Below are 23,771 nucleotides of genomic sequence, written 5' to 3' on the forward strand. Positions count from 1 at the left end.
ATCTTATTGCAACCCTAACTGGTATGCTTGCGCTATGAGCGAAACACATTTATCCAAACAAAAATTTGCCGAGTTCCCTCTGCAAGAGAAGGTGCTTAAGGCACTGTCCGAAAACGGCTTTGAGTATTGCACTCCAATTCAGGCGCTGTCGCTGCCAATTCTCCTCCAGCAAAAAGATATCGCAGGTCAGGCACAAACCGGTACAGGTAAAACCCTGGCATTTCTGGTAGCCACCTTTAACCATCTGTTGACGACTGCTGAGCCGGAAGGTCGCCAGACTAATCAGCCTCGAGCCATCATTATGGCACCTACCCGTGAATTGGCGATTCAAATCGCCAAAGATGCCACTTTGCTGTCCAAGCATACCAAGCTGAAAGTGGGCATTGTATACGGCGGTGAAGGCTACGACGCCCAGATGAAAGTGTTGGAAAAAGGCGTCGATGTCCTGATTGGTACCACAGGTCGTATTATTGATTACGTGCGTCAGGGGGTGATTAACCTGTCTGCCATCCAGGCCGTGGTGCTGGATGAAGCTGACCGCATGTTCGACCTGGGCTTTATCAAGGATATTCGTTTCCTGTTCCGCCGTATGCCGAATGCGAAAGACCGTCTGAATATGCTGTTCTCAGCTACCCTGTCCATGAAGGTACAGGAGCTGGCTTACGATCATATGAACGACCCTGAAAAGGTTGAGATCGCGCCGGAGGAGAAAACCTCCAAGAATATTAAAGAAGAACTCTTCTATCCTTCCATGGAAGACAAGATGCGTCTGCTGCAGACGCTGATTGAAGAGGACTGGCCGGACAAAGCCATTGTGTTTGCCAACACCAAGCATATGTGTGAAAAGCTGTGGGCAGCACTGGAAGGTGATGGTCACCGTGTTGGCCTGTTGACCGGTGATGTGCCTCAGAAGAAGCGTTTGCGCATTCTGGAACAGTTCACCAAAGGCCAACTGGATATCCTGGTTGCGACCGACGTAGCAGCCCGTGGCCTGCACATCTCTGATGTGTCCCATGTATACAACTATGATCTGCCGGATGATTGCGAAGACTATGTACACCGTATCGGTCGTACCGGTCGTGCAGGTCAGAAGGGCGTGTCTGTCAGCTTTGCCTGTGAAGAATACGCTCTGAATCTGCCAGCGATTGAGGAGTACATTAAGCACTCCATTCCTCTGAGCAACTATGACAGAGAAGCGCTGCTGGAAGATCTGGCTCCGCCGGTGAAGATCCACCGTAAACACAGCACCGCGCCGCGCAATCTGCGCGAACGCACAGGTGCACCACGACCACAGGGAGCTCATCGCAGTGGTCGTCCTCCACGTCACGACAGGACCCGTAGACACTCGTAAATGCGCAAGACCAATTATGCAGCCATAACGCTGGGCTCTAACAGCTTTAACATGTTGGTGGCTCATACAGAAGGCCACCGCCCCAAGATCATCGCCAAGTACAAGCGCAAAGTACGCTTGGCTGAGGGGATGGGGGAAGATGGCCGACTGCAGCAATCCGTGATGGAACGGGGGCTGGATTGTCTGGCGATGTTTGGTCGTATGCTGGACCATCACAAGGTTGATCGCCGCAACGTTGCCGTTATCGCTACGGCAACACTGCGAAGTGTCAGCAATGCCGATGAGTTCAGCGAGCGCGCAGTGCCTCTGTTGGGATGTCCCATCGAAGTCATTTCCGGTATGCGCGAAGCCGAACTGATTTATCAGGGCATGGTGGCCAACACTCAGGGCGGCGGTCGTCGTCTGGTGGTGGATATTGGCGGTGCCAGTACCGAGTTCATCGTGGGCGAGGGGATGGAAGTCCTGTTCAAGGCCAGTGTAGGTTTTGGTTGTGTGACCAGCTCACGTCAGTACTTCGATAGCTTCCCCTACTCAGTGAAAGACTTCGAAGATGCCGCCGCAGATGCCATCCGTATTCTGGGCGAGAAGGAGCAGGAACTGCGCCGACTCGGTTGGAATGGCGTTGTTGGAGCATCGGGTTCAGTGCAGTCTGTGATGGAGTTATTGGCTCACAGAGAGCTGCCACAAATCATCACCAAAGAAGTACTGCTGAGCATACGTGATGAAATTCTGGCCCAGACAGATGCCAGACTCACCGGAATTACAGGCCTGAATGCCGAGCGTGTCCCCACCTTTGCCGCCGGTGTTGCTATCCTTATTGCCCTGTTTGATCAGCTGCATATCGATAAGCTGCATCTGTCCGGTGGCGCCCTGCGTGAAGGTGTGCTGCAACAGTTGGCAGAAAACCTCAGTCATTAAGCTGGGGTTCGATAGTAAAAAGGCCGCTACTGCGGCCTTTTTTGATCCTGGGAGATTTTGATTACTTCAGAATCTTCGCCAGATCTTTTTCCAGAGACTCAGTCGGACGCTCAACAATGCGGCCAATCTCTTTGTCATCCTGAATCACGATAAAGGTGGGGATACGGGTAAACTCATACTCGTTAGCCAGGCCCTCATCATCTTTCTTCTGACGATCAACGCCTATGTATTTGGCGGTGATGTTCGGGTTATTCAGCTCTTCCATAATGCGGATAAAGCGAGGTGTTTCGCGGTGACAGTCTGGGCACCAGGTACCGATAATCACGACAATCTCAGTTGGTGTGGTAACAGACTTCAGCGCAGCCAGCGTGCCCTGATCCACCTGATAACTTTGGTAGCCTTCACTGAAATCATCTTCCTGAATCAGCGTTTTGGGTTCTATCATTCCGGTCAGAATCACTTCTTGTTCCTCTTGGGTACAGGAGCCGATCAGCCCTGTGTTTTCTGTTTCAAAGCCGCATCCACCGGAAGCCAGAGTTTGAGCACTGAAAAACAGTGCAGTGGTGGCGAGCAGAACTTTTATCGCTTTAGTCATGGTATCAGAACCTCACACTTCAGTATGTTCTTATCCAATCATGGTGAGGAGTTTTTGCCCAGCGGTAGTGGCCCTGAATGTTAGCTGGATCACTTTGTTTATAAAAGATTAACTGCTGGTATCACAGATACAAAAACGCCGCTGAATGCAGCGGCGTTTTACCTGGCTCAGGCGATTATCTGGCTTCTTTCAGCCACTGTGCAGCCTGCTTGGCAAAGTAGGTCAGAATGCCATCGGCACCAGCACGCTTGAAGCACAGCAGGGATTCCATGATCACCGCCTTTTCAGACAGCCAGCCGTTCTGAATGGCTGCCATGTGCATGGCGTACTCGCCACTGACCTGATAAGCGAAAGTGGGTACCGCCAGCTCTGTCTTTACTCGGCGAACGATATCCAGATAAGGCATACCTGGTTTCACCATTACCATGTCAGCGCCTTCCTGAATGTCCAAAGCCACTTCATGCAGGGCTTCGTCGCTGTTGGCAGGATCCATCTGATAGCTGTGCTTGTTACCGCCTTTCAGGTTACCGGCTGAACCAACTGCATCACGGAATGGACCATAGTAGTTGGAAGAGTACTTGGCGCTGTAAGCCATAATCTGGGTGTTTACGTGACCGGCCTCTTCCAGTGCCTGACGGATGGCGCCGATACGGCCGTCCATCATGTCGGAAGGAGCAACCACATCAGCACCGGCTTCGGCGTGAGACAGGGCCTGCTTCACCAGAATCTCTGTGGTGATGTCATTCAGGATATAACCGGTATCGTCGATGATGCCGTCCTGACCGTGGGTAGTGAAGGGATCCAGCGCCACGTCGGTCATAATGCCCAGCTCAGGGAATTCACGCTTGAGTTCACGTACTGCACGCTGAGCCAGCGCATCGGCGTTATAGGCTTCTTCAGCCATCAGAGATTTTTTCTCTGAAGGAGTGACCGGGAACAGGGCGATCATAGGGATACCCAGTTCAACCAACTCTTCCGCCTCTTTCAGCAGCAGGTCAATGGAGTAGCGCTCAACACCCGGCATGGAAGCAACCTGCTCAGTACGGTTGTTACCTTCCAACACGAACATAGGATAAATAAGGTCGTTCACCGTCAGCTGATTTTCAGCCATCAAGCGGCGGCTGAAATCGTGCTTGCGCATACGGCGCATTCTGCGGTTGGGAAAAGCACTGGTAATGATATTCACATTCGACTCCTGAATTCGGTGACTGTCGTGTCCTTTGGCGAATAGAGGCACACCTTGTTACGGCCTGTTTGCTTGGCCTGGTACAGGGCCTTATCCGCTTGCTCTAGTAACTCTGTCGGGTGCTCATCGGACTCAATAATAGCGGCACTGACCCCGACACTGATGGTCAGTGGAATGGCTTTGCCCTCCCACTCAATATCGGCGTCTAACACGGCTTCACGTATCTGTTCAGCCAGCAGAATTGCCCCCTCGGCAGAGGTGTTGGGCAGTATGATAGCAAACTCCTCACCCCCAAAACGTGACAGCAGATCACTTGGGCGCTTAAGTTGTGACTGAAGTAACTCTGCCACCTGGCGCAAAATTTCATCACCGGCAAGATGGCCATAACTGTCGTTGATAGCTTTAAAGTGATCGACGTCTGCCATCAGCAGTGACAGCGCGGTTTGCTGACGCCGGCTGATGCGACCTTCGGCCACCAGGCGTTTATCAAAGGCACGGCGGTTTTTCAGCTGAGTCAGGCTGTCTACCGTCGCTTTTTCAGTGAGCTTTTGGTTGGCTTCATTCAGCTCTCGCAGGGTGATTTCCAGCTCCAGAGTGCGTTCCTGCACCATGCGCTCCAATTGCTGCTTGGTCTTCTCTTCATCCCGCAGGGCTTCCTCTCTGAGATCCTGCAGCCGTTGGGCCTGTTCCAGTGCTTTCTCCTGCATCGCCTGTTTGGCACGGCGTTCATCGTTGTAGCGAATAGCCAACACGGCCGCCATAAACACCACCTCAAATGTCAGCCCAACCATTACCGGCAGTTGCGGCTTGTAATCGGCGTGCAAAATGCCCAGGTACAAGAGTCCTGTGTACAGGGCACCTGCCAACATGGTGCACCAGCCAATGCTGTAGAGCCTGGCCAGCTTGTCACCCTTAATCGCCTGACGAATGGCGAAGAACATCAACATGCTGCTGATGGCCAGTACCATAATGATTTGGATACGTATCGCCAGGTCATAGGGCATCAGCGGCGAGATAAGACTGATAAACACGGCGATGGCAGCAGTCGCTCTGGAGAGGCGTAACTGCCGCATGCTATGGCGTTTAAGTTGCAGTAACTTCTCGGTAAACATGACTGCGAAGGCCATCACCAGCGGGATTAGAAAGGGGATAGCGTACAGTTGCATCTGCGGCAGCGAGGGCCACAGAAAGCGAAAAGCAAAGCCATTAATGGCAGCAACCAGCAGGGTCATACTCAGCACATAGCCCGAGTAATAGGCGTAACTGAATGACTTGGAGGTCAGGGCAATAAACAGAGAGAACAGACCGATTGCAGCCAGCGCGCCGAGCTGGGCACCATTGAGCAGCAGATAGGATTCCATCTGCTGGTACATCAACTTGGGTGACAGCAGCATAAAGTTCAGATGCGCCGCGCCACGGGAGTCAATCCGAACATACAAAGTATGCTCAGAGTTGGGCTCCATCTCGATGGGGAACAGGAAACCTGTGCTTTTTACCGGACGCTGGGAGAAGGGTAAGCTGTCACCCATAATGGCCTGATCAATCAAGCGGCCATTTTCAAGGTGGAAGATCTCAATGCGATCCAGCAGAGGATTATTAAGAGACAGGACGCGGTAGTTGTAGCCCAGACCGTTGGCAACCTTCAACCTGAACCAGAATTGGCTGACACCAATTCTTTCTGTGTCACCGGTTTTCAGAGGTTGCCAGTCATCCTCAGACAGACGCATCAGCGCATTGAGGCTCATCACCTCTTTAGTGCTGATATCCATCCACTGATTCAGGGCTATACGTGGCTGTGATGAGTCATTGATCTCCAGCTCATCTTTGGCCTGCGCAGTCGGTGCAATGAGCACCCATACCCAGGCCAGCAACAATATCAGGTGTTTCATGGCAGGGCATCCAGGCGGAAGAAACGGCGACTGTTGGCCAGGGTTCTGGCGGCAAACTGATCCGGTGCCTGGCGACGCAGGCCCGCAATGTACTCAGCGATATAGGGCAGGTACTTTGGCAGGTTTTTGCTGGATTTTGGCTTGGGGCGCATGCTGCGGGGCAGCAGGTAGGGACTGTCCGTCTCTATCATAATGCGGTCGTCGGGGATTAAAGGCACTATTTCGGCCAGCTCCTGACCGCGACGTTCATCGCACACCCAGCCGGTAATCCCAAGATAAATATCCTGCTCAAGATAAGCTTCAAGGGACTCACGGTTACCGGTAAAACAGTGCAGCACGGCATCCACCAAATGGGGTCTGTACTCTTTCAGAATTGCCAGAAAATCTGCATGGGCATCCCGCTCATGCATCAAAACGGGCAACTGCAACTCCACTGCCAGCTTGAGTTGAGCGGCAAAGGCTTCACGCTGTTTGTCTCTTGGAGAAAAGTCGCGGTTATAGTCCAGACCACACTCGCCCACAGCCACCACGTAGGTATTGGCGCACAGTGCACGGTTCTCGTCGTAGCTGGACTCATTCCAGCTGCTGGCATGGTGAGGGTGCACGCCGGCGGTTGAGTAGAGCTTGCCGGGATACCCCTGACATGCCTCAATGGCCTGACGGCTTTCTACCAGAGAACTGCCGATAACAATCAGAGGAGAAACACCGGCTGCTTCGGCTTCAGCTACAACAGTGTCGAGATTCGATTCAAGGGCGCTGCCAATCAGATTGACAGCGATGTCTATGTGGTCGGACATATTTACTTAATGCGTTTGACCCTGATAGTGCTGTTACGGTCATCCATTCCCATCAGGAAAGAGCCCAGCGCGGCGCGTTCAATAAACACTGTCTGGCCTGCTTTCACCTTAAAACGGCGGCTTTCGGTTTGCTTCCACTTCTGGCCATTGCTGAAGGTCAGTTGCAGGCGGCCATAGGGGTCTTTATCAACCGAAGCAACTTCGAAGTAGAGCTTTTCTATCTCTTCTGCTTGCTGTCTTTTGGCTTTGTTTTCATTACCAAACTGCTCTTCAGCACTGACTACAGCAACAGGTGCTGCTACCGGGGCTGCAGGTACAGGCGCGACAGCTGGCTTGGCTGGAGCAGAAACAACAGCTGGTTGGGAGGAGGAGTGACCGACAGCGGCCGCCAGCTTGTCGTAACAGATAAGCCTGTCCAGCTTATCGCTGATGGCGGCACATTGGGTCAATTGAGTTTCAACCGAGGCAAAGGCCTGAGTTGACAATAAAAGGCAAACGGCGGAAATCCCTGCAAAACGCATACACAGCATCCTTATTGTTTTACAGCCGGGAGATCCGCAGTACTGCAGTCGGATCAGTTGGCGTGTTCTTGTTCGTCGGATTCATCTTCGCTGTCAGTTTTACTGTAAAAACGAGCAGCAAGCAATCCGGCTTCAAACAAAAGCAGCATAGGCACGGCCAACATGGTCTGAGAGATCACGTCTGGCGGTGTCAACAACATACCAACTACGAAGGCACCAACAACTATGTAAGGGCGCTTCTCTTTCAGGTCTTCCACTGAGGTCACCCCGGCCCAGCACAGCAGTACCACAGCCACAGGGATTTCAAATGACAGACCGAATGCGAAGAACAGCTTAAGCACGAAGCTCAGGTAGCTGTTGATATCGGTTGCAATGTTAACCCCTTCCGGCGCGACACTGGTGAAGAAGCCGAACACAACCGGGAACACAATAAAATAAGCGAACGCCATGCCCAGATAGAACAGCATGGTACTGCTGAACAGCAGCGGCATTACCAGTCGTTTTTCATGCTTGTACAGGCCGGGTGCGATAAACGCCCAGATCTGATAAAGCACATAGGGAATGGCAATAAAAAACGACAGGATCAGTGTCAGCTTAAAAGGCGCGAAGAATGGCGCAGCCACGTCGGTAGCAATCATGCTGCCGCTTTGTGGCATCACTTCCAGCAGCGGCGTTGCTACATAGTGATAGATGTCCTGCGCCCAGTAAACCAGGCAGAGAAACACCAGCATCACAGCAGCAACGGCATGCAACAGGCGTGTGCGCAGCTCCAGCAAGTGTGCGATTAAAGGTTGTTGTTGCGACATCGATTATCCGTTTGCTTGAGGCTTGTTATCTGCAGAGTCAGCAGTGTTGCCGGTCTGAGTAGCCTGTGCGGATGAAGTGGTGTTCGCTGGCGCGGCAGAGGGTGCTGATTCCTGCTTTTTCTGGCTGTCGAGCACATCGTCAACCTGATAAGGGCGGTTCACCGACTGAGCAGCCTGCTTAAGCTGATCAATGGACTCCTGCAACTCAGGGGACAGATTAGACAGCCCCTTTGACTCTGCTTGTTTCAGGTCATTGTGCAGTTGTTCAATTTTCAGCTCTTGTTCCAACTCATCTTTCACTGAGTTAGCCATGCGTTTCATCGCACGGATCCAACCTGTGATTGAGCGAACTGCCACCGGTAATCTCTCAGGGCCCAGTACCACCAGGCCGATAATACCGATGAGCAGCAGCTCCATAAAGCCGATACCATCGAACATAGAAAATTACGCCTGTTCTTTCTTCTCTTCAGCTTTTTGAGCTGGTTGTGCAGTCTGAGCAGTTTGCTCTGGCTGCTGCTGAGCTGCGGTCTGTTGTGGAGCAGCTTGCTGAGCTTTCTGCTCTTCAAGAGCCTTTTTCTCGTCTTCAGAAGACATGGCGTTCTTGAACCCCTTGATTGCACCGCCCAGGTCACCACCCAGGGTACGCAGTTTCTTGGTACCGAACAGCAGTACTACGATCAGCGCGATAATCAGAAGTTGCCAAATACTAATGCCACCCATGTGAAGCTTTCCTCTTAGATTAAGTATCGGTTCTATTATGAACCTTTAGTTGTTTAGTGCTACCTAAAATTTTCGCTTTCGAGGCCTGGCTCGCCATCCCAAAAGCCACACTGCTGCGCCGGTCACAATACAGGCGCAAGGAAGCCATAGTGTATCCATCTGTCCGAACAATATCGTGCCGCAGATCACCAAAACGGCAGAAGTTATCAGCAGGTAGTTACTTTTATGAGCTCTTTCTTGATGACTTAAGTAACGGTCAATGAGCTGTTGGTAATTACCCATTAACTTCTTACCCAGCTTGAGATTGTCATACACCAGCTCAGGAAGCTCAGGGAGTTTATCAGACCAGTAGGGGGCCTTGGATTGCACTTTTTTGAACATTGCTTTGGCACCGACCTGCTCAGCCATCCAGTTCTCAAGAAACGGCTTGGCGGTGGCCCACAAGTCCAGCTCCGGGTAAAGCTGGCGTCCCAAACCTTCAATATAAAGCAGGGTTTTTTCCAGCAATACCAGTTGCGGCTGCACCACTATGTCGAAGCGGCGGGCAGTGCGGAACAGCTCCAACAGTACGTGACCGAAAGAGATCTCATTCAGCGGCTTGTTGAACATAGGTTCACACACCGCCTTGATTGCCTGCTCAAAGGCGGGCACATCTGTGTTGGCGGATACCCAGCCGGACTCCACATACAGCTGGGCAATACGCTTGTAATCGCGGTTGAAGAAGGCCAGGAAGTTCTCGGCCAGATAGCGCTGGTCTTCCTCGGTCAGTGTGCCCATGATGCCGCAGTCCAACCCAATGTAGTAAGGGTTGTCCGGGTGATCACGGGAGACAAAAATATTGCCCGGGTGCATATCCGCATGGAAGAAGTTATCGCGGAACACCTGAGTAAAGAACAGCTCCACTCCGCGTTCTGCCAGCAGCTTGAAGTTTGTGCCCTGAGCTTTCAGCGCTTCGATATCGGAAACCGGAATACCTTCGACCTTCTCCATCACCATCAGGCGGGGATAGCAGAGATCTTCGTAGACATAGGGGATATAGATGGCGTCTGAATCCTGGAAATTACCCCTCAGCTTCATGGCGTTGTGGGCTTCCAGCTTGAGGTTCAGCTCACCCAGAATGGTGTTCTCATAATCCTGCACCACTTCCAGCGGACGCAGACGGTTGCCGTCACCCAGAACCCATTCAACAAAGCGGGCGCTTTGGGTCATGAGTTCCAAATCCGCTTTCACCTGAGCTTCCACATTGGGGCGCAGTACCTTAAGTACCACAGGCTCGCCGGTGCGCTTCAGCGTGGCGGTATGGACCTGACTGATGGAGGCTGAGGCCAGAGGTTCATCGTCGAAATCTTCAAACAGGCTGTCGATGGACTGTCCCAACTCCGCCTCAATGGCTTCACGGGCCAGGGTTGAGCAGAAAGGTGGAACCCTGTCCTGCAGCATGGCCAGCTCTTCGGCCCACTCATCGCTCAACAGGTCTCTGCGGGTAGACAACATCTGACCGAATTTAATGTAAACCGGTCCCAACTCCTGCATTGCCAGTTTCAGGCGTTCGCCGGAGGGCTTGTCTTTATGTTGATTGCGCAACCAGAACAGGCTGCCTCGCAGAAGTTTGTAGTACCAGGGGGTGAGTTTCGCCGGTAGCATTTCATCCAGGCCATACTGCAGCGCAGTACGGATAACCTGGTAGCCACGGCGGAAGCTGGCGCCTGTCATGGTTTTACCTTGTCTGTCAGTTGTTGTATCCGGGTGTCTATGTTGTCGACATCACGGCACAGATCTTCGAGTCTGTCTTTGAAGTGCAGATACTCCAGTCGGCCCGGAGCGATGCGGTACTCTTCGGTCGCCAGTTCACTTAAATGATCACGGGTACCCTGGAGCACCTTGAGTGCGAACATCTGACCGGATTTGAGCGTTTCGAAGAGTTTATGGGTAGGGGCATCTCCCAGATAGCGGGAAATGGGGTCAGCAAAATCCAGCGGGTTTTGCTGCAGGAACTGACTCAACGCCTGCAAGGTCGCCAGGTCACCGTCCAGAGACAGCTTGTCCTGTTTAATTAATTCAGTCAGCTGAGCGCCTTCGCCCAGCTTAATCAGAGTGGCGGCATCGGCTTTCACACTGACGCTGACATCACCTTCATAGCGGCTCAACACCTGAGTACGTTGGCCGCTGAATATCAGGGTCAGAGGGAAGGAAAGCTGAGTCAGTTCCACTGTCACCGACTTACCATCCAGCTGAGCTCTGGCATATTCCGCCGGAGCCTGCTGAATCATCCGGTTAATGCCGGACTCGGCGGCGGCGCAAACCAACAAAGGCCACTCCCGCTGTAACATCAGAACTTGTACCCTTTGTGCAGGGCGACGATGCCGTCAGTCATATTGGTGTAATCCACCTGCTCGAAACCGGCGTCGATCATCATCTGCTTCAGTGTCTCCTGATCCGGGTGCATACGGATAGACTCAGCCAGGTACTCATAGCTACCGGCATCCTGAGTGATGATATCGCCCATCTTAGGCAGGATTTTGAAGCTGTACATGTCGTACACCTTGCGCATCAAATCGTGCTGCGGCTTGGAAAACTCCAGCACCAGCAATTTACCACCCGGCTTCAGTACACGCTGCATAGAACGCAGGGCTTTGTCCTTGTCGGTCACATTACGCAGACCAAAGGCAATGGTGATGATATCGAAATGGTTATCAGGGAAAGGCAGGGCTTCGGCGTTGGCCTGAACATAGTTCACATTGCCCACAATGCCGCGGTCGCGCAGTTTAGAGCGGCCCACTTTCAGCATGGAGTCGTTGATATCGGCCAGGATAACCTCACCTTTTTCACCAACCAGCTGGGAGAACTTTGCGGTCAAATCACCGGTACCACCGGCCAGATCCAGCACCTTCATACCCGGACGGGCTGCAGCCGTCTCAATGGTGAATCGTTTCCAGAGCCTGTGAATACCGAAGGACATCACGTCATTCATAATGTCGTATTTGGCGGCTACTGAGTGGAATACGTCGGCAACCATATCGGCTTTCTTTTCCGACTCTACGGTTTTATATCCGAAGTGGGTACTGGATGACTTGTCCTCAGACATTGATTGCTTCCTGTTGTATCGATGATGTACAGCGAGTGTATGTCAAAGGGGATATACCGGGTAACTTTGACGCCCCACTCTGTGATCGAGTTGGTAATTAACTTTCCTGTTATGTCGGCATCACTGCCTTTGCTCACCAATTCGGCGCGCAGAGTCATATTTGCTGGAAAAACCTGACACAGCACACGGGTTTGGCAAGGCATGCCGCATTATAACCAAGCTGTAAGATTTAGCGATACGTAACATACGTCATCTTTCAACTTGAGGTTTATTGCGGCAAGCCAATGAAAACTAGGGTTTGCCGCTCATATAAGCCAGCAGCAGCTCGGCAATAGCCTGACCCGTGACTCTTTTGCCCGCTTCGATACCGGCGGGATGCCTTGCCGGTGCCGCTTCTGCAAGATGCAGATAAGCGCAGGGGCAGTGGGTTGTCAGGGAGGAAACATAGTGGCAGGCATCTGTCAGAGGCACACCGGCAAAAGTGATGGCGCTGGAGGGCAACTCACTGATGGCATCCAGATCCAGCTCCAGCCCCACAGGCTGCTTATTATTGGCCTCAATGATCTGCGTCAGCGCGTTTTCCAGCGAAATCGTGCGGCGTACCCAGATATCCTGAAAGCTGTGCCAGCTGCCCCCAAAAGCTTCAAGCTGTTGCAGACTGGCTTCGCTGTTCTTCTGTTCATGCAGTCCCAGAATATGATACTGAGCCAGATATCCCTGAACGGCGGCATAGCTGAAGCCATTGCCACTGTGACGGCCTTCCAAAGGGCGGAAATCGCAGTGGGGATCCAGATTCACCGCTGCCACACCTTTACCATGATGCTCAGAGGTCGCCCGCAGCAAGCCATAGGCATTGTTATGACCACCACCAATCACCACAGGTACCAGTCCGGCAGCGAGCAGCATAGTGACAGTCTGAGTCACGGCATCGTCCAGCAGTGCGACTGCCAGGCGCAGTGCGTCCAGTTCGTCCTCAATTTGAGGGTGGCTTAAACTGATATGACCGACCAACAGGCACTGTTCACCGTCGAAAAAACGGTTGGACTGCAGGTTGGCAAAGGCTTTGATGGCAGGAGTAAAGCTGTGGTCGGCGCCACCCTGACCCAGATTGGCCCGGGGGCCTACATCTTCACTGACACCCAGTAAGGCATAGCGGGCACCATTGGCTTTGGCCTGGTTGAGTGCCTGTGGGGTAAAGCTGTCGAGCAGGGCAAAGCATTGGCCCAGTTTGGTTTCTCCCGGCCTTGGGGAGATCAGGGAATCAAGCTGTTCCTTGGGGAAAAGTGTCAGTGCATCCATTTGGGCCAGTCCATATAAATTTTGGCGATGGCCGCTATTTTCACTGTGGTGACGGGGGATTACAAGCCGTGAGCGGGTTCATTACCCAGCTTTCATTGTGCTGCGTGTAAATTGAGAAAAATAGCGCAAACAAAAAGGGAGCCAATGGCTCCCTTCCGGTGGTGTATCGCGTGGCTGAGGCCCGTTATTCAATCGCTCTTTATTCAATATCCAGGGGCTCAGGCGACAGGATAACGCCTGTGTTGTCGGCGTAGACATGGTCACCGGGCAGGAAGGTCACGCCACCGAAATTCACCGGTACATCAACTTCACCAACGCCGTTATTGTCAGCGCCTACTGGAATTGAGGCGATAGCCTGAATACCAATATCAAACTCTTCCAGGGCATCGACATCACGCACACAGCCATAAACCAGAATACCTTCCCAGTTATTGGCTACTGCTGTCTCTGCCAGATTGGCATCCAGCAGTGCGCGACGCAGCGAACCGCCACCGTCAACCAACAATACCCGGCCTTCGCCGTCTTCAGAGAGCACATCGGCAATCACACCGTTGTCTTCAAAGCATTTCACGGTGCTGATAGCACCACCAAAAGAGCTACAACCACCATAGTTGCTGAACATCGGCTCGACGACATCGACCACATCCAGGAACATGTCACAAAGTTCTGAGGTGTTGTATTCCATATAGCACTCCTGTTTGACGCACCCTGATATTGGGCATGGCTACTTATCGCAGTATATAAGGGAATCTTAAAAATTAAAGCGTCATCAATCACGGTATTGCCGCAATTTTGTGCGGCTTGTCACACAAGCTTTCAGCAGACTGATTTGTCAGGTTTTATCTGCCAGCCGGCGACAAATCCTCATCATGACAGCATATTATCCGATGGCAAACCCGACATGCGGGGGATTTTTAATCATCCCTTTGTTAGACTGCCATCGAATGCCGAACTTTGCCGGAGGCCAAATGGATACCGTAGAAATTACTGGTTATGCTGCATCAGTCATGGTGGCCATTTCACTCATGATGAAAGATATTATCTGGCTGCGCTGGCTTAACTTTATTGGCTGTTCTCTGTTTGTCATTTATGGCGTTGCCATCACCGCCTGGCCGGTGGCGGGGATGAATGCCTTTGTCGCCTGCATCAATATCTACCACCTGATTAAGATTTACCGTGCCCGGGCGGCCCGGGACCACTCTGCGGTTTCATAAATCTGTAGGCAAACTGTCACGTTCGCGTCATGCCTCAAACATAGCCTGAGTCAGAATCAATCTGACTGGAGGCACGCAAGTGCGGCTATTATTCCTGGCTCCGGCAAGGCTGTTAAGTGAACAGGACAAGCGTCTCTATTGCACCATAGTTGGCTGGTTTCACCGTTATAACAGTCTGCGTTGGCTCAGACGATTATCAGCGACCGCTGATGGCCCGGTTTATCTGGTGACGGCATTGGCCCTGCTCGGGCTGAGCGAAAAAGGTCAGCAGTTCTTTCTGCTGTTGGCCGCCGGATTTGTCATTGAACTCCCCCTTTATTGGCTGCTCAAAAACAGCATACGCCGAACCCGTCCATGCCATCAGGCGCTGGGGCTGAAAATCGATTTTGAACCCTCAGACAGATTCAGTCTGCCATCCGGTCATACCGCGGGCGCCTGTGTATACGCCAGTGCGATATTGGCGGTTTACCCTGTCTTTGCGCCACTGGCCTTTGCCTGGGCGGCGATGGTTGGCCTCTCCCGCATAGGTTTGGGGGTGCATTACCCATTGGATATTCTGGCCGGTGCTGCTTTGGGGATCGGCGCATTTGGATTGGTCCCGGCAACCTTGCTGGTGGCGTGATTCGGGGAAGAAAGAGGGGATTGAGCCAATGAAAATACTGTATGGAGTGCAGGGCACAGGCAATGGACACCTGAGCCGCGCCAGAGTGATGGCTGATGCGCTGGCCAGGCAGGGCGTTGAGGTCGACTACCTGTTCAGCGGTCGTGCGGCGGATCAGTTTTTTGATATGCAGGCGTTCGGCGACTACCGGGTTGCCAGAGGGCTGACATTTGTCACCTGCAGCGGCGCCATCTCGCCGGGCAAGACGGTATTGAAAAACCTGAACCTGGGATGGTGGCGGGAGATCAACTCGCTGGATCTGCCAGGCTATGATCTGGTGCTCAACGATTTCGAGCCGGTTTCCGCCTGGGCGGCCCGTCAACAGGGCGTGCCGTCTGTGGGGATAAGTCATCAGGCTGCCCTTAAGTATCCCGTGCCCAAAGTCGGCGATACCTGGCTTAACGAAAAGCTGTTGAACTACTTTGCCCCGGTAGACGTTGCACTGGGTTGTCACTGGCATCACTTTGGCTTTCCCATTCTGCCGCCTTTTGTTGAAGTCAGCCCCGTGCAGCAGGAGTTCCCCCATCATATTCTGGTGTATCTGCCTTTTGAGTCTCCCGAGTCTATTGCCGCCCTGCTGGCACCTCACAGTGACTACAGCTTTAAGGTGTATCACGCAGGCATAAAGCCGGACGCATTGCCTCCACATATCGAGTGGCGCGGGTTTGATCGGGATGGTTTTAAGGCGCAACTGGCAAACTGCGGTGGTGTGATAGGTAATGCCGGATTTGAACTGGCCAGCGAAGCGCTGACATTAGGAAAGAAGCTGCTGGTTAAGCCGGTTATCGGTCAGTTTGAGCAGCTGTCCAATGTGGCGGCGTTGGAGTTATTGGGAGCGGCTGAGACCATGATGAGTCTCGACCCTGTCACCCTTGAACGCTGGCTGAAGCAGTTGTGTCCCCAGCCCATTAATTACCCCTGTGTGGCAGACAAACTGGTGCACTGGTTGTTGGCAGGAAGGTGGGATAATTCTGCGGAGCTGTGCCGTGATCTGTGGTCGGCAGTTGAGTTGCCCGACAGCTGGCGATCCCGCCGGGATGCCGCTGCCATAGCCGGATAGTTGCTCAGGAATACTTGATATTCATGGCGATCAGCGGCTCGCGGGAGCCTTTCTCTGCGCGCAGACGGGCCAGATATTGTTCCCACAGTGTGGTCTGGTTGCTGGCCAGATCCCACAGCACTTTCCAGGAGTAGAGGCCGGTATCATGTCCATCATCGAAGATCAGCTTAACCGCATAGTTTCCCACGGGTTCGATAGCCCTGATGTTCACATCTTTCTTATGGGTAACCAGTACGGGCTTGCCGTGTCCGTGGACCTCGGCGGACGGGGAGTGCACCCGCAAAAACTCACAGCTCAGGCTGTGCTGGCTGCCGTCGCTGAAGGTGATTTCCAGCAGGCGGGACTTCTTTTTCAGTTTCAGTGCTGTGACGTTGGGATGAGTGTTCATGACTGCTCGCATTCCAGAGTGATGAGCTGATTTTAAGCTCTTGAGCGCCACTTGTCCTGCTTTAGGGGCTGAGTTTCTGAGTATGAAAGCCTTCCTGGTTTTTTCAAATTGTTTCATTTGCTGTCAAAAGGTTAACATCTTCGCGGGGCTGGGATATAAAGGTGCCTTGATTCAGGGATGGCATATCAAATGGACAGGGTAGAGTTTGGTTTGGGTGAATGGCAGGTATTGCCGGCCACCAACAAATTAGCGCGACATGGCCGGGCCAAATCCATCGAGCCCAAGGCGATGGAAGTGCTGCTGTTGCTCTGCGCCCGTCCCGGAGAACTTGTTACCACCGAACAGCTACTTGACAGTGTCTGGCCAGCTTTCGAAAGTGGCGACAACCCGCTGCACAAGGTGATAAACCAGTTGCGCCGTGCTCTCGGAGACAGCGCATCCAATCCCTCATATATTGAAACCATTCGCGGCAAAGGTTATCGCATCCTCGCGGATATCCAACTGCCCCAAAGCCCTGCGCCACAGCCTGAATTAGCCTCTTCCTGGGCAGGAAAATCTCCCTTTCCCGGCCTGCAGGCCTACTCTCAGGCGTATTCAGATCTGTTTTTTGGTCGCGAGCGGGCGCTGGATGCCCTGCTTGAACGCATTGTGCGCCAGGTCCGTTATGGCCGTGCATTTTGTCTGGTATTAGGGCCAAGCGGCTGCGGCAAGTCCTCATTGCTGCAGGCGGGAGTGCTGCCAAGACTGGCGCTGCCAGAAGGCGTAGACGGCGTCGCTGTATTGTCCCATGTCACAGTGGATTTTGCCGATGTGGAGCAGGGCATGCTGTTTATGGCAGTGGCCAGCGCCATGTTGGATTGGGAGTTGGAGGGTGAGGGGTTGTTCCCCGACGAAAGTGCCTTCAGCCTGTCAGAAAAGCTTCGCAACAATGCCGGTGAGCTGCTGAAAGACCTAAAAAAACGCCTGCCGCGAGTCGGACCTGACATGCCCAGACTGGCGTTGGTGGTGGACAGGCTGGAAGTGCTGCTTACCTCCCGGGAACACAGCCGACAGGACAGAACTGCCTTTATTGAGCTCTTGGAGACCCTGGCAGGATCTGGCGCGGTACTGGTGCTCAGCGCCTGTCGCAATGAGTTTTACCCTGAGCTGGTGAGTTTCCCCACGCTGTCTGAAGGACGGGCACGCGGGGCACAGTTTGATTTGGCCCAGGCATCCAGGGCAGAGCTGGCCCGTATGATACGACTGCCCGCACGGGCCGCCGGATTAGAGTGGCAAACCGATCCTGAGTCGGGCCTGACTCTGGATGAACTGCTGGTGGAGGAAGCCGCCAACTACCCCGATGCACTGCCTATGTTGCAGTACACTCTGGAAGCCCTGTATCTGGGCAAACAGGGTAATACCCTGCTGGTCAGTTGTTATCAGGCACTGGGCGGACTTGAGGGAGCCATAGGTCAGACCGCCGAGCAAACCATCAGTCAACTCCCTAAAAAGGATGCTGAAGCCCTGCCGAGAGTCCTCTCCCTGCTGGTCAGTTTCCGTGAAGACGAGGAGACGCTGACCAGTCGCAGCGCCCGGTTCAGCGCCCTGCAAACCGATGCTGAACGACGTCTGGTGGATGCTCTGGTGACCGCCCGTTTGTTTGTGGCTCACCTGTATCACGGCGAACGTTGTTTCCGCATCGCCCATGAAGCCCTGTTACGGCGCTGGCACAGAGCCAGTGAGTGGATTAATCAACATCAGGATGCGCTCAAAAGCCGGGCCAGGCTCTCTGTTCATACCCGCCGCTGGCTGGATGAAAAACGGTCCCGTAACTACTTATTACCCCATGGTAAACCGCTGCAGGAGGCTCAGGAGTTGCGAGCCGATCCTCTGCTGGTATTAACCGAGTCTGAACTGACCTATATCAGAGAGTCAGAGCGACGGGAGCGTTTACTGCAGCTGAGCAAAATAGCCATTGCCGCTTCTTTGCTGTTGTTGACCTGCCTGTCTGCCTACATGGGCTTTCAGAGTCAGCAGGCTGAGCAGCGCGCCACCGAAAAGCGGCTGGCGGCGGAAAACCTGCTGGGCTTTATGGTGGGGGATTTCGCCGATAAGCTCAGGGGCATTGGCCGTATGGACTTGCTCGATGGCATCAGCAACAAGGCGCTGGAGTATTTCAGCCGCCCGGATTGGGACGAGGGCGTGGGTTTCGACGCCCGTTTCCAGCATGGCCAAACGCTGGAGGCGATAGGCGAGGTGGCCTACTCCCGCGGTAAAACCGATGAGGCCAAGCAGGCGCTGCTGACCGCACGGGCGCAGTTGCTGGTGTTGTTGCAGGTTCAGCCCGAGAATCTGAAACTACTTAAAACCCTGGGGGCTAACGCCTTTTGGTTGGGACAGTTGGAGTATGACAACTCAGACTGGGACGCCACCCGACCCTGGTTTAAGGCTTATCTTGACCACAGCGAGGCTATGGTAGCGGCTGCGCCGCAGGATTTTGACGCGCTGCTGGAGCTTTCCTATGCCCAAAGCTCCTTAGGCTCACTGGCACTCAAGCGCATGGATTTCGACTCAGCCACAATCAATTTTGAGACGGCTTTGGTGACTCAAGAGCGCTTGTTGCAGTTACAACCTGATAATGAGCAATTGTTGGCCAATACCGCCAACACTCAATCCTGGTTGGCGACGTCCAAAGTGCATCAGGGGCAGATAAGTGCAGGGATACAGCTTTACGAGCAGATTGATGCAGCCCTTGAGCGGGATAAGGACGCCTATATCAAAGATCGCCGCAGTTATCTGCTTGAGAAACTGGCAGACCTGTATTTCTATAAAAGTGAAGTGCAGAAAGGAAAGTTGGCTTTAAATACAGCTTTTGCACTCAGATACGAGGTGCTAAAGGAAGATCCGAACAATTTGTTATGGGTCTATGAGCTAGCCTTGCTGGAAGTCAGTCGGCTGTTACATGGCTTGGTACCCCATGAAGACCTGAATACTGTCAGCGATATAGAGCGTCGACTCAATATAGATACCACTCAGTTGTCTGCGGTAAGGCAGGACAAGCTTGCCGCATTGCTAAGTTATGCCAAAGCCAAACAATACCTACTCAGTGGCGATGATGCTGAAGCGTTGGCAGCAAGTCATATAGCGGTGGATTTGCTGTCCAAGCTGCATGTCGAATCATCGGCTGATACCAGTCTGCTCAGTGACTTGTCTGCAGCAAAAATGCTCCTGCTTACCATAGAGCAAAGCCATTTCTCTCAGGTGTCACAAGCGCTTTGCTTTGAGGTCGAGGCCAGCCTGGCCGTCATGATTGATAAATCAATGGAGCCCAGATTGCTGGCGCCCTATATCAAGGCGCTTGAATGTTTGGGAGAGGGACAAAAGCTTGAGTCGCTGAAACAGCGACTGGCAAGACAGGGCGAGTTGCCCTCTGTGTATTTGTAGTTTCAACAACAAGGAAGAAAAAATGGCACTAAAAAAAATTACTGTAACTGTTACTTTGGATGAGGCTGGCGTTCCACTGTTTACTTATAACCCGCCAGGTACTGTAGTAGTAACAGAGGAAAATACCCAGATTATCTACAGCCTGGATGACCAGACAGGTAAAGGCTTAAGCTTTGCCGGTGCCTCATTTGCCAACCCCTTTGATGGGGTAATCGACTCCGTCGTTGCCACGCCTGAAACTTTAACATTGCATGACTCCGACCAGGTGAATGGGCAAACGGGCTTCAGACTGCTGTTTAATATCGAGGGCCAGAGCCTGTTGCTAAACAGCCCGGATCCTGTGGTGATTGATAAAAAACCCACAGCTTAAAGTCTGATTTGCAGCTGTATGTGTGTTGTTTGGTGCCGATCTTTTTCGGCACTTTTATTTAGGGAAAATAGTCATCTTATAAGAGCAAATCGTCATCGATACCATCAGTTTTCTGCCCCTCTCTTCCTTCAACCCCCACTTCCAACATCTCATTTTATCCGCCAGCAACCTTACAACAGGCTCCGTCTTGCTGTTGAGGTTGAATTTATTTTGTTTAGAAACAGTATGTTAAAAATCAAGATTGCCGGAAGGTTCAACATATAGTGGCGTCATAAACTGGGCTTGCCAATTCGGGAAAGTGTACCGACAGGGAGCCGGTGATGAGCGTATTAACCGCCAAATATAACAAGATAACCTCAGCCAATGTGACACCATTTCACCCCAGATTGAACCATCTGAGAGTGGGACCAGATCCATTGCAGAATGAACTGACTCAACTGTTGGGGCAGATGCAGGACGCCAAGGTGCTGGTGGATGGTAAAGGCAAAGTGTTGAGTATCAATCTGGCGGCAGCCATGCTGCTGGGCGACACCTGCGAATCGTTTTTGGATGAACATTGGCAGAGCTGGCTTACCACGCCTTTTAAGTCCGAGTACGAGTTTATGCTGGTGCGCCGGGAGGGGATGTTGATGCCCCTGCAACACGGCCCCAGAGAGGTGGTGATTAATCAGGCCTGTGGCGGTGTGTTACCTGTGCATTTGTCGGTTTCCAGTATTGGCGAGCTGTTTGTGTTGTCACTGCAGGATTTAAGTGAGCTGAAAGCTGAGCTGGCGCGCATGTCTGAGCTGGCGGCCAAAGATCCCCTGACATCTCTTTATAACCGGCGAGCGTTTGATGAAGCGCTGCAGCGTCATTGGGACAGTTGTAAGGAAGATAAGTTGCCTCTGTGTACCGTCATTATCGATGTGGATTATTTTAAGTCTTTCAACGATATGCATGGCCATATTCAGGGAGATAAGTGTTTAAAGCGGATTGCCCGGGTGATCCGCGGTGAGTTGCCCAACAAGCAGTCGATGGCTGCCCGTTATGGCGGAGAAGAGTTTGCCCTGATCCTGCCGGGCTGTGCGGAATGGCAGGCGCAGGAAGTAGCTGAACGTATTCGCGCCAGAGTACGCTCGCTGGAGTTCGGCATGTATGGATTGCCGGAGGAAACCATGGTGAGCGTCAGCCAGGGCATTGCATCGGAAGACGGCGAGAACTTTCCTTCGCCTGTTGCCATGCTGTGCTGTGCTGATACCGCCCTTTACCGCTCCAAAAAAGAGGGGCGTGACAGAATTACCAGTTGCAGTTGCTGAATGATTTGAACATCGCCCTGAGATGATTGGTGCTGCTCTATTGCTCCACTGAATAGTTGATGCAAAGTTGCCACAGCCGCCCGATGGATAAGTCTTTGGCTTTCCCCGGGCGGCGTTTTTTGCTTATCGGGCTGATACTGCTTTCATCTCACCCAGAGACTGCCAGCGGTTACCATCGCGGTAGTACACAGTATTGCTGCCGTTGACTCCCCAGACATTGCCATGGGTTCCGGCTGATATCTGCTTCAGACCGCCACTGATATTGCTCCATCCTGAGCCGTTCCAGCGCCAGATGGTGTTGTTGGGTGCTATGCCCCAAACCTCTGAGCCATCATCATTGACAGATACCTGCTTGAGACCGCCGTTAACCAGAGACCAACTGCCCGAAGCTGTGCGTTTGAAAACCCGGTTGCTACTGGTGGTGGCCCACAGCACGCCATCGTCTGTGGTATCCACTGTAATCAGCTTTTCTCCACTGTTCAGTGACGGTTTGCCCAGCCCGGTCCAGCGGTTGTTGGCTCTATCTCTCTGGTAGAGATTGCCGTTGCCATTGACCCCGACAACCCGGCCTTTGCCTGCGACCTGAACATGTACCAAAGCTCCTGAGATTCTCTGCCAGTTGCTGTGCTGACTTGGGCGATACCAGATACTGCTGCCTGAAGAGATACCCCATACCTCGCCACTGCTGGTGGATGAGAGCTGATCCAGAGCGCCTGAGTTATGCACCCAACCCGCACCGGACAGGTTATGACGGGTGCGCACATAACGGTTGGTGTCGGTGGCATCGGCAGGTCGGAAATTATTCTTCAATCTCGCCTGATAGGTATGGAACTCATTCTGGCGCTGATCTATCACAGCCTGAGTACATCCGGACTTATTGAAATAGTCGCTGCAGTCCCAGTACATGGGGATCTCTACCGAAATGGCTCCCCAATTTGCAGCATTGTTCATGGCTCCTTTGAGTTCATTGATACCAAAGAAGTTACCAGTGTCGCTTTTGAATACATTGGTCTGGAAATAAACGGGGTCACCAGCCTGTGCAACTTCATACAGCAGCTGGTTAATCGAGCCGTCATTATTGACTTCATCATGGCGCAGGCTGTTGTTACCCAGTACGCAGCGTTTACCCAGTTGACTGCCGGAGCGACAATAGTTGAACAGATCCCGGGTCTTGTTATAGTCACTGCTCTTTTCGCCATTGTTGTAGTTATAAACCTGATACAGGTGACTACCGAACAGGGTCGGGGTGTTGTGCCAGGTGTTGGCGTGAATACGAACCTGACGTTGCAGGCAGGCGAAATCACGTTCATTGGTGTAGCGTTTACCGCTGCTCAATCCGCGCATGGTGGCCATATTGGTCGAGCGTACTTCTTTGCGGCCGGTGCGGTTCCACATGATTTCAGTGTGTACTGTCATACACATGGAGGCCGCAACTCCGCCGACTACATCACGGTCGTCGTAACGGCTGGCTGCAGCTTGCATTAAATCTTGATAGTGGTCCTGATAGGGATCATTCCAGAACAATGGCAACTGATGGGTTTGGTTGGCCGTGGTGTTTTTAAAGTACCAGGTAATTTTTCCCACATTGGGATCATCCTTTACCCAGTCTGGCGCATAGACACCGGTACGGATACGTATCATCACCTTGTAGCCATCCTTATTGGAAACCCCCTTGGCTGCGTTATGGGCTTCGGCAACAGCAATGGCATTATCGATAACACTCCAGTTGAATTGGCCTTTGACCGGTTCTACATCTTTCCAGTAAACCTGACAGTAGCCTGCGGCCATATTGCCCCTTGGCGCTTCACACTTGGTGCCGTCATATTTTCCCCGCATGATTAGCCCGGCGGGATAGGGCTTAATAACGGCCTCGGCTGTAGCGGTCAGACCCGCCAGTAACAGCAATGAAGCCAAAGCGCTTTGATATAGTTTCATGGTCGCTCCCCTTGACCAGTGGTGACTTTTCGTAATTAACAACCGCTTTTTATACCGGCCCTGCCAGGCAATTCTGCCGCCGGGGAAACTATATGTATTATAAATACGATCAAAAAGTAAACGAACGTAATGCTGGCCATTAATCGAAATAGCCGATTTGAGGTGGAATCTTTACCTTCGCGTCAACCTCTGCAATAAAACCCAGGTGCAAGGTTTTATCTTGGGTTTGCGTCGCGGTTTGTAACCAAAGTGTCGGGA

The 23,771-nt window shown here is 52.6% G+C and carries 23 protein-coding genes; 8 read left to right on the forward strand and 15 right to left on the reverse strand.

Annotated features, from left to right (window positions below):
* Positions 1 to 34: 34 nt before the first annotated feature.
* Entirely contained in the window at positions 35 to 1,351 is a 1,317-nt protein-coding gene (rhlB, locus tag ACFOE0_RS17260) for an ATP-dependent RNA helicase RhlB (protein WP_248933840.1), read from the forward strand.
* On the forward strand, positions 1,352 to 2,269 hold the full coding sequence (locus ACFOE0_RS17265; protein WP_248933841.1) for a Ppx/GppA phosphatase family protein: 918 nt from the start codon (positions 1,352 to 1,354) through the stop codon (positions 2,267 to 2,269).
* Between the two features lie 61 nt (positions 2,270 to 2,330).
* On the opposite strand, the gene ACFOE0_RS17270 is transcribed toward ACFOE0_RS17265, so the two are convergent.
* From ACFOE0_RS17270 to rraA, 13 genes are all read right to left on the reverse strand, one after another.
* A complete protein-coding gene (locus ACFOE0_RS17270) occupies positions 2,331 to 2,864 on the reverse strand; it encodes a thioredoxin family protein (RefSeq protein WP_248933842.1) in 534 nt (177 codons plus the stop codon).
* 175 nt (positions 2,865 to 3,039) lie between these two features.
* Positions 3,040 to 4,050 (reverse strand): porphobilinogen synthase, encoded by a 1,011-nt coding sequence (gene hemB, locus ACFOE0_RS17275; protein ID WP_115138348.1) that lies wholly within the window; start codon positions 4,048 to 4,050, stop codon positions 3,040 to 3,042.
* Positions 4,047 to 5,939: a sensor domain-containing diguanylate cyclase gene (locus tag ACFOE0_RS17280; RefSeq protein WP_248933843.1), complete on the reverse strand. Its 1,893-nt coding sequence runs from the start codon at positions 5,937 to 5,939 to the stop codon at positions 4,047 to 4,049. Before ACFOE0_RS17280 ends, hemB begins: the two co-directional genes overlap by 4 nt.
* Positions 5,936 to 6,736: a TatD family hydrolase gene (locus ACFOE0_RS17285; RefSeq protein ID WP_248933844.1), complete on the reverse strand. Its 801-nt coding sequence runs from the start codon at positions 6,734 to 6,736 to the stop codon at positions 5,936 to 5,938. Before ACFOE0_RS17285 ends, ACFOE0_RS17280 begins: the two co-directional genes overlap by 4 nt.
* A 2-nt stretch (positions 6,737 to 6,738) precedes the next feature.
* Positions 6,739 to 7,257: a hypothetical protein gene (locus ACFOE0_RS17290; protein WP_248933845.1), complete on the reverse strand. Its 519-nt coding sequence runs from the start codon at positions 7,255 to 7,257 to the stop codon at positions 6,739 to 6,741.
* Between the two features lie 53 nt (positions 7,258 to 7,310).
* Positions 7,311 to 8,063, reverse strand: coding sequence for a twin-arginine translocase subunit TatC (gene tatC, locus ACFOE0_RS17295; RefSeq protein ID WP_115138344.1), 753 nt, complete (start codon positions 8,061 to 8,063; stop codon positions 7,311 to 7,313).
* 3 nt (positions 8,064 to 8,066) lie between these two features.
* Entirely contained in the window at positions 8,067 to 8,501 is a 435-nt protein-coding gene (tatB, locus tag ACFOE0_RS17300) for a Sec-independent protein translocase protein TatB (protein ID WP_115138343.1), read from the reverse strand.
* A gap of 6 nt (positions 8,502 to 8,507) precedes the next feature.
* Positions 8,508 to 8,783, reverse strand: a complete 276-nt coding sequence (tatA, locus tag ACFOE0_RS17305) for a Sec-independent protein translocase subunit TatA (protein WP_248933846.1) — start codon at positions 8,781 to 8,783, stop codon at positions 8,508 to 8,510.
* A gap of 63 nt (positions 8,784 to 8,846) precedes the next feature.
* Entirely contained in the window at positions 8,847 to 10,496 is a 1,650-nt protein-coding gene (gene ubiB, locus ACFOE0_RS17310) for a ubiquinone biosynthesis regulatory protein kinase UbiB (RefSeq protein ID WP_248933848.1), read from the reverse strand.
* Positions 10,493 to 11,113, reverse strand: a complete 621-nt coding sequence (locus ACFOE0_RS17315) for a ubiquinone biosynthesis accessory factor UbiJ (RefSeq protein ID WP_248933849.1) — start codon at positions 11,111 to 11,113, stop codon at positions 10,493 to 10,495. Before ACFOE0_RS17315 ends, ubiB begins: the two co-directional genes overlap by 4 nt.
* Positions 11,113 to 11,868 carry a bifunctional demethylmenaquinone methyltransferase/2-methoxy-6-polyprenyl-1,4-benzoquinol methylase UbiE gene (ubiE, locus tag ACFOE0_RS17320; RefSeq protein WP_115138339.1) on the reverse strand — a complete coding sequence of 252 codons (756 nt, stop codon included), beginning with the start codon at positions 11,866 to 11,868 and terminating at the stop codon, positions 11,113 to 11,115. Before ubiE ends, ACFOE0_RS17315 begins: the two co-directional genes overlap by 1 nt.
* Before the next feature lie 291 nt (positions 11,869 to 12,159).
* Positions 12,160 to 13,167: a formimidoylglutamase gene (locus ACFOE0_RS17325; RefSeq protein ID WP_248933850.1), complete on the reverse strand. Its 1,008-nt coding sequence runs from the start codon at positions 13,165 to 13,167 to the stop codon at positions 12,160 to 12,162.
* Between the two features lie 199 nt (positions 13,168 to 13,366).
* The gene (gene rraA, locus ACFOE0_RS17330) at positions 13,367 to 13,852 is read right to left on the reverse strand and encodes a ribonuclease E activity regulator RraA (RefSeq protein ID WP_115138337.1); all 486 of its coding nucleotides are present in this window, start codon (positions 13,850 to 13,852) and stop codon (positions 13,367 to 13,369) included.
* A 283-nt stretch (positions 13,853 to 14,135) separates the two neighbouring features.
* On the opposite strand from rraA, the gene ACFOE0_RS17335 reads away from it, so the two are divergent.
* The 3 genes from ACFOE0_RS17335 to ACFOE0_RS17345 all read left to right on the forward strand — a co-directional run bounded on the left by ACFOE0_RS17335 (position 14,136) and on the right by ACFOE0_RS17345 (position 16,102).
* A complete protein-coding gene (locus ACFOE0_RS17335; protein ID WP_248933851.1) occupies positions 14,136 to 14,381 on the forward strand; it encodes a uroporphyrinogen decarboxylase in 246 nt (81 codons plus the stop codon).
* 79 nt (positions 14,382 to 14,460) lie between these two features.
* Positions 14,461 to 15,003 carry a phosphatase PAP2 family protein gene (locus ACFOE0_RS17340; protein ID WP_248933852.1) on the forward strand — a complete coding sequence of 181 codons (543 nt, stop codon included), beginning with the start codon at positions 14,461 to 14,463 and terminating at the stop codon, positions 15,001 to 15,003.
* A gap of 28 nt (positions 15,004 to 15,031) precedes the next feature.
* Positions 15,032 to 16,102: an MJ1255/VC2487 family glycosyltransferase gene (locus ACFOE0_RS17345; RefSeq protein ID WP_248933853.1), complete on the forward strand. Its 1,071-nt coding sequence runs from the start codon at positions 15,032 to 15,034 to the stop codon at positions 16,100 to 16,102.
* Between the two features lie 4 nt (positions 16,103 to 16,106).
* On the opposite strand, the gene ACFOE0_RS17350 is transcribed toward ACFOE0_RS17345, so the two are convergent.
* A complete protein-coding gene (locus tag ACFOE0_RS17350) occupies positions 16,107 to 16,490 on the reverse strand; it encodes a gamma-butyrobetaine hydroxylase-like domain-containing protein (RefSeq protein ID WP_248933855.1) in 384 nt (127 codons plus the stop codon).
* A gap of 177 nt (positions 16,491 to 16,667) precedes the next feature.
* Here ACFOE0_RS17350 and ACFOE0_RS17355 point away from each other — a divergent pair, with 177 nt between their 5' ends.
* The 3 genes from ACFOE0_RS17355 (at position 16,668) to ACFOE0_RS17365 (ending at position 21,578) form a co-directional block, all read left to right on the forward strand.
* On the forward strand, positions 16,668 to 19,913 hold the full coding sequence (locus tag ACFOE0_RS17355; protein WP_248933856.1) for an nSTAND1 domain-containing NTPase: 3,246 nt from the start codon (positions 16,668 to 16,670) through the stop codon (positions 19,911 to 19,913).
* A 22-nt stretch (positions 19,914 to 19,935) separates the two neighbouring features.
* Positions 19,936 to 20,283, forward strand: coding sequence for a DP-EP family protein (locus ACFOE0_RS17360; protein ID WP_248933858.1), 348 nt, complete (start codon positions 19,936 to 19,938; stop codon positions 20,281 to 20,283).
* 320 nt (positions 20,284 to 20,603) lie between these two features.
* On the forward strand, positions 20,604 to 21,578 hold the full coding sequence (locus ACFOE0_RS17365; RefSeq protein WP_248933859.1) for a sensor domain-containing diguanylate cyclase: 975 nt from the start codon (positions 20,604 to 20,606) through the stop codon (positions 21,576 to 21,578).
* A gap of 123 nt (positions 21,579 to 21,701) precedes the next feature.
* Here the strand turns inward: ACFOE0_RS17365 and ACFOE0_RS17370 are convergent, their stop codons facing one another.
* Positions 21,702 to 23,513 carry a tectonin domain-containing protein gene (locus ACFOE0_RS17370; RefSeq protein WP_248933860.1) on the reverse strand — a complete coding sequence of 604 codons (1,812 nt, stop codon included), beginning with the start codon at positions 23,511 to 23,513 and terminating at the stop codon, positions 21,702 to 21,704.
* Between the last annotated feature and the right edge of the window lie 258 nt (positions 23,514 to 23,771).

The sequence above is a fragment of the Shewanella submarina genome, assembly GCF_042646185.1.
Lineage (GTDB): Bacteria > Pseudomonadota > Gammaproteobacteria > Enterobacterales > Shewanellaceae > Shewanella > Shewanella corallii.

What these genes read in the sequence shown, in the direction of transcription:
- tatC (WP_115138344.1), bottom strand. Translation starts at nt 8,063, where the DNA reads ATGTCGCAACAACAACCTTTAATCGCACACTTGCTGGAGCTGCGCACA.
- ACFOE0_RS17325 (WP_248933850.1), bottom strand. Translation starts at nt 13,167, where the DNA reads ATGGATGCACTGACACTTTTCCCCAAGGAACAGCTTGATTCCCTGATC.
- rhlB (WP_248933840.1), top strand. Translation starts at nt 35, where the DNA reads ATGAGCGAAACACATTTATCCAAACAAAAATTTGCCGAGTTCCCTCTG.
- rraA (WP_115138337.1), bottom strand. Translation starts at nt 13,852, where the DNA reads ATGGAATACAACACCTCAGAACTTTGTGACATGTTCCTGGATGTGGTC.
- ACFOE0_RS17370 (WP_248933860.1), bottom strand. Translation starts at nt 23,513, where the DNA reads ATGAAACTATATCAAAGCGCTTTGGCTTCATTGCTGTTACTGGCGGGT.
- ACFOE0_RS17365 (WP_248933859.1), top strand. Translation starts at nt 20,604, where the DNA reads ATGAGCGTATTAACCGCCAAATATAACAAGATAACCTCAGCCAATGTG.
- tatB (WP_115138343.1), bottom strand. Translation starts at nt 8,501, where the DNA reads ATGTTCGATGGTATCGGCTTTATGGAGCTGCTGCTCATCGGTATTATC.
- ubiB (WP_248933848.1), bottom strand. Translation starts at nt 10,496, where the DNA reads ATGACAGGCGCCAGCTTCCGCCGTGGCTACCAGGTTATCCGTACTGCG.
- ACFOE0_RS17360 (WP_248933858.1), top strand. Translation starts at nt 19,936, where the DNA reads ATGGCACTAAAAAAAATTACTGTAACTGTTACTTTGGATGAGGCTGGC.
- ACFOE0_RS17345 (WP_248933853.1), top strand. Translation starts at nt 15,032, where the DNA reads ATGAAAATACTGTATGGAGTGCAGGGCACAGGCAATGGACACCTGAGC.
- ACFOE0_RS17285 (WP_248933844.1), bottom strand. Translation starts at nt 6,736, where the DNA reads ATGTCCGACCACATAGACATCGCTGTCAATCTGATTGGCAGCGCCCTT.
- ubiE (WP_115138339.1), bottom strand. Translation starts at nt 11,868, where the DNA reads ATGTCTGAGGACAAGTCATCCAGTACCCACTTCGGATATAAAACCGTA.
- ACFOE0_RS17280 (WP_248933843.1), bottom strand. Translation starts at nt 5,939, where the DNA reads ATGAAACACCTGATATTGTTGCTGGCCTGGGTATGGGTGCTCATTGCA.
- ACFOE0_RS17350 (WP_248933855.1), bottom strand. Translation starts at nt 16,490, where the DNA reads ATGAACACTCATCCCAACGTCACAGCACTGAAACTGAAAAAGAAGTCC.
- tatA (WP_248933846.1), bottom strand. Translation starts at nt 8,783, where the DNA reads ATGGGTGGCATTAGTATTTGGCAACTTCTGATTATCGCGCTGATCGTA.
- ACFOE0_RS17355 (WP_248933856.1), top strand. Translation starts at nt 16,668, where the DNA reads ATGGCATATCAAATGGACAGGGTAGAGTTTGGTTTGGGTGAATGGCAG.
- ACFOE0_RS17270 (WP_248933842.1), bottom strand. Translation starts at nt 2,864, where the DNA reads ATGACTAAAGCGATAAAAGTTCTGCTCGCCACCACTGCACTGTTTTTC.
- ACFOE0_RS17265 (WP_248933841.1), top strand. Translation starts at nt 1,352, where the DNA reads ATGCGCAAGACCAATTATGCAGCCATAACGCTGGGCTCTAACAGCTTT.
- ACFOE0_RS17290 (WP_248933845.1), bottom strand. Translation starts at nt 7,257, where the DNA reads ATGCGTTTTGCAGGGATTTCCGCCGTTTGCCTTTTATTGTCAACTCAG.
- ACFOE0_RS17315 (WP_248933849.1), bottom strand. Translation starts at nt 11,113, where the DNA reads ATGTTACAGCGGGAGTGGCCTTTGTTGGTTTGCGCCGCCGCCGAGTCC.
- ACFOE0_RS17335 (WP_248933851.1), top strand. Translation starts at nt 14,136, where the DNA reads ATGGATACCGTAGAAATTACTGGTTATGCTGCATCAGTCATGGTGGCC.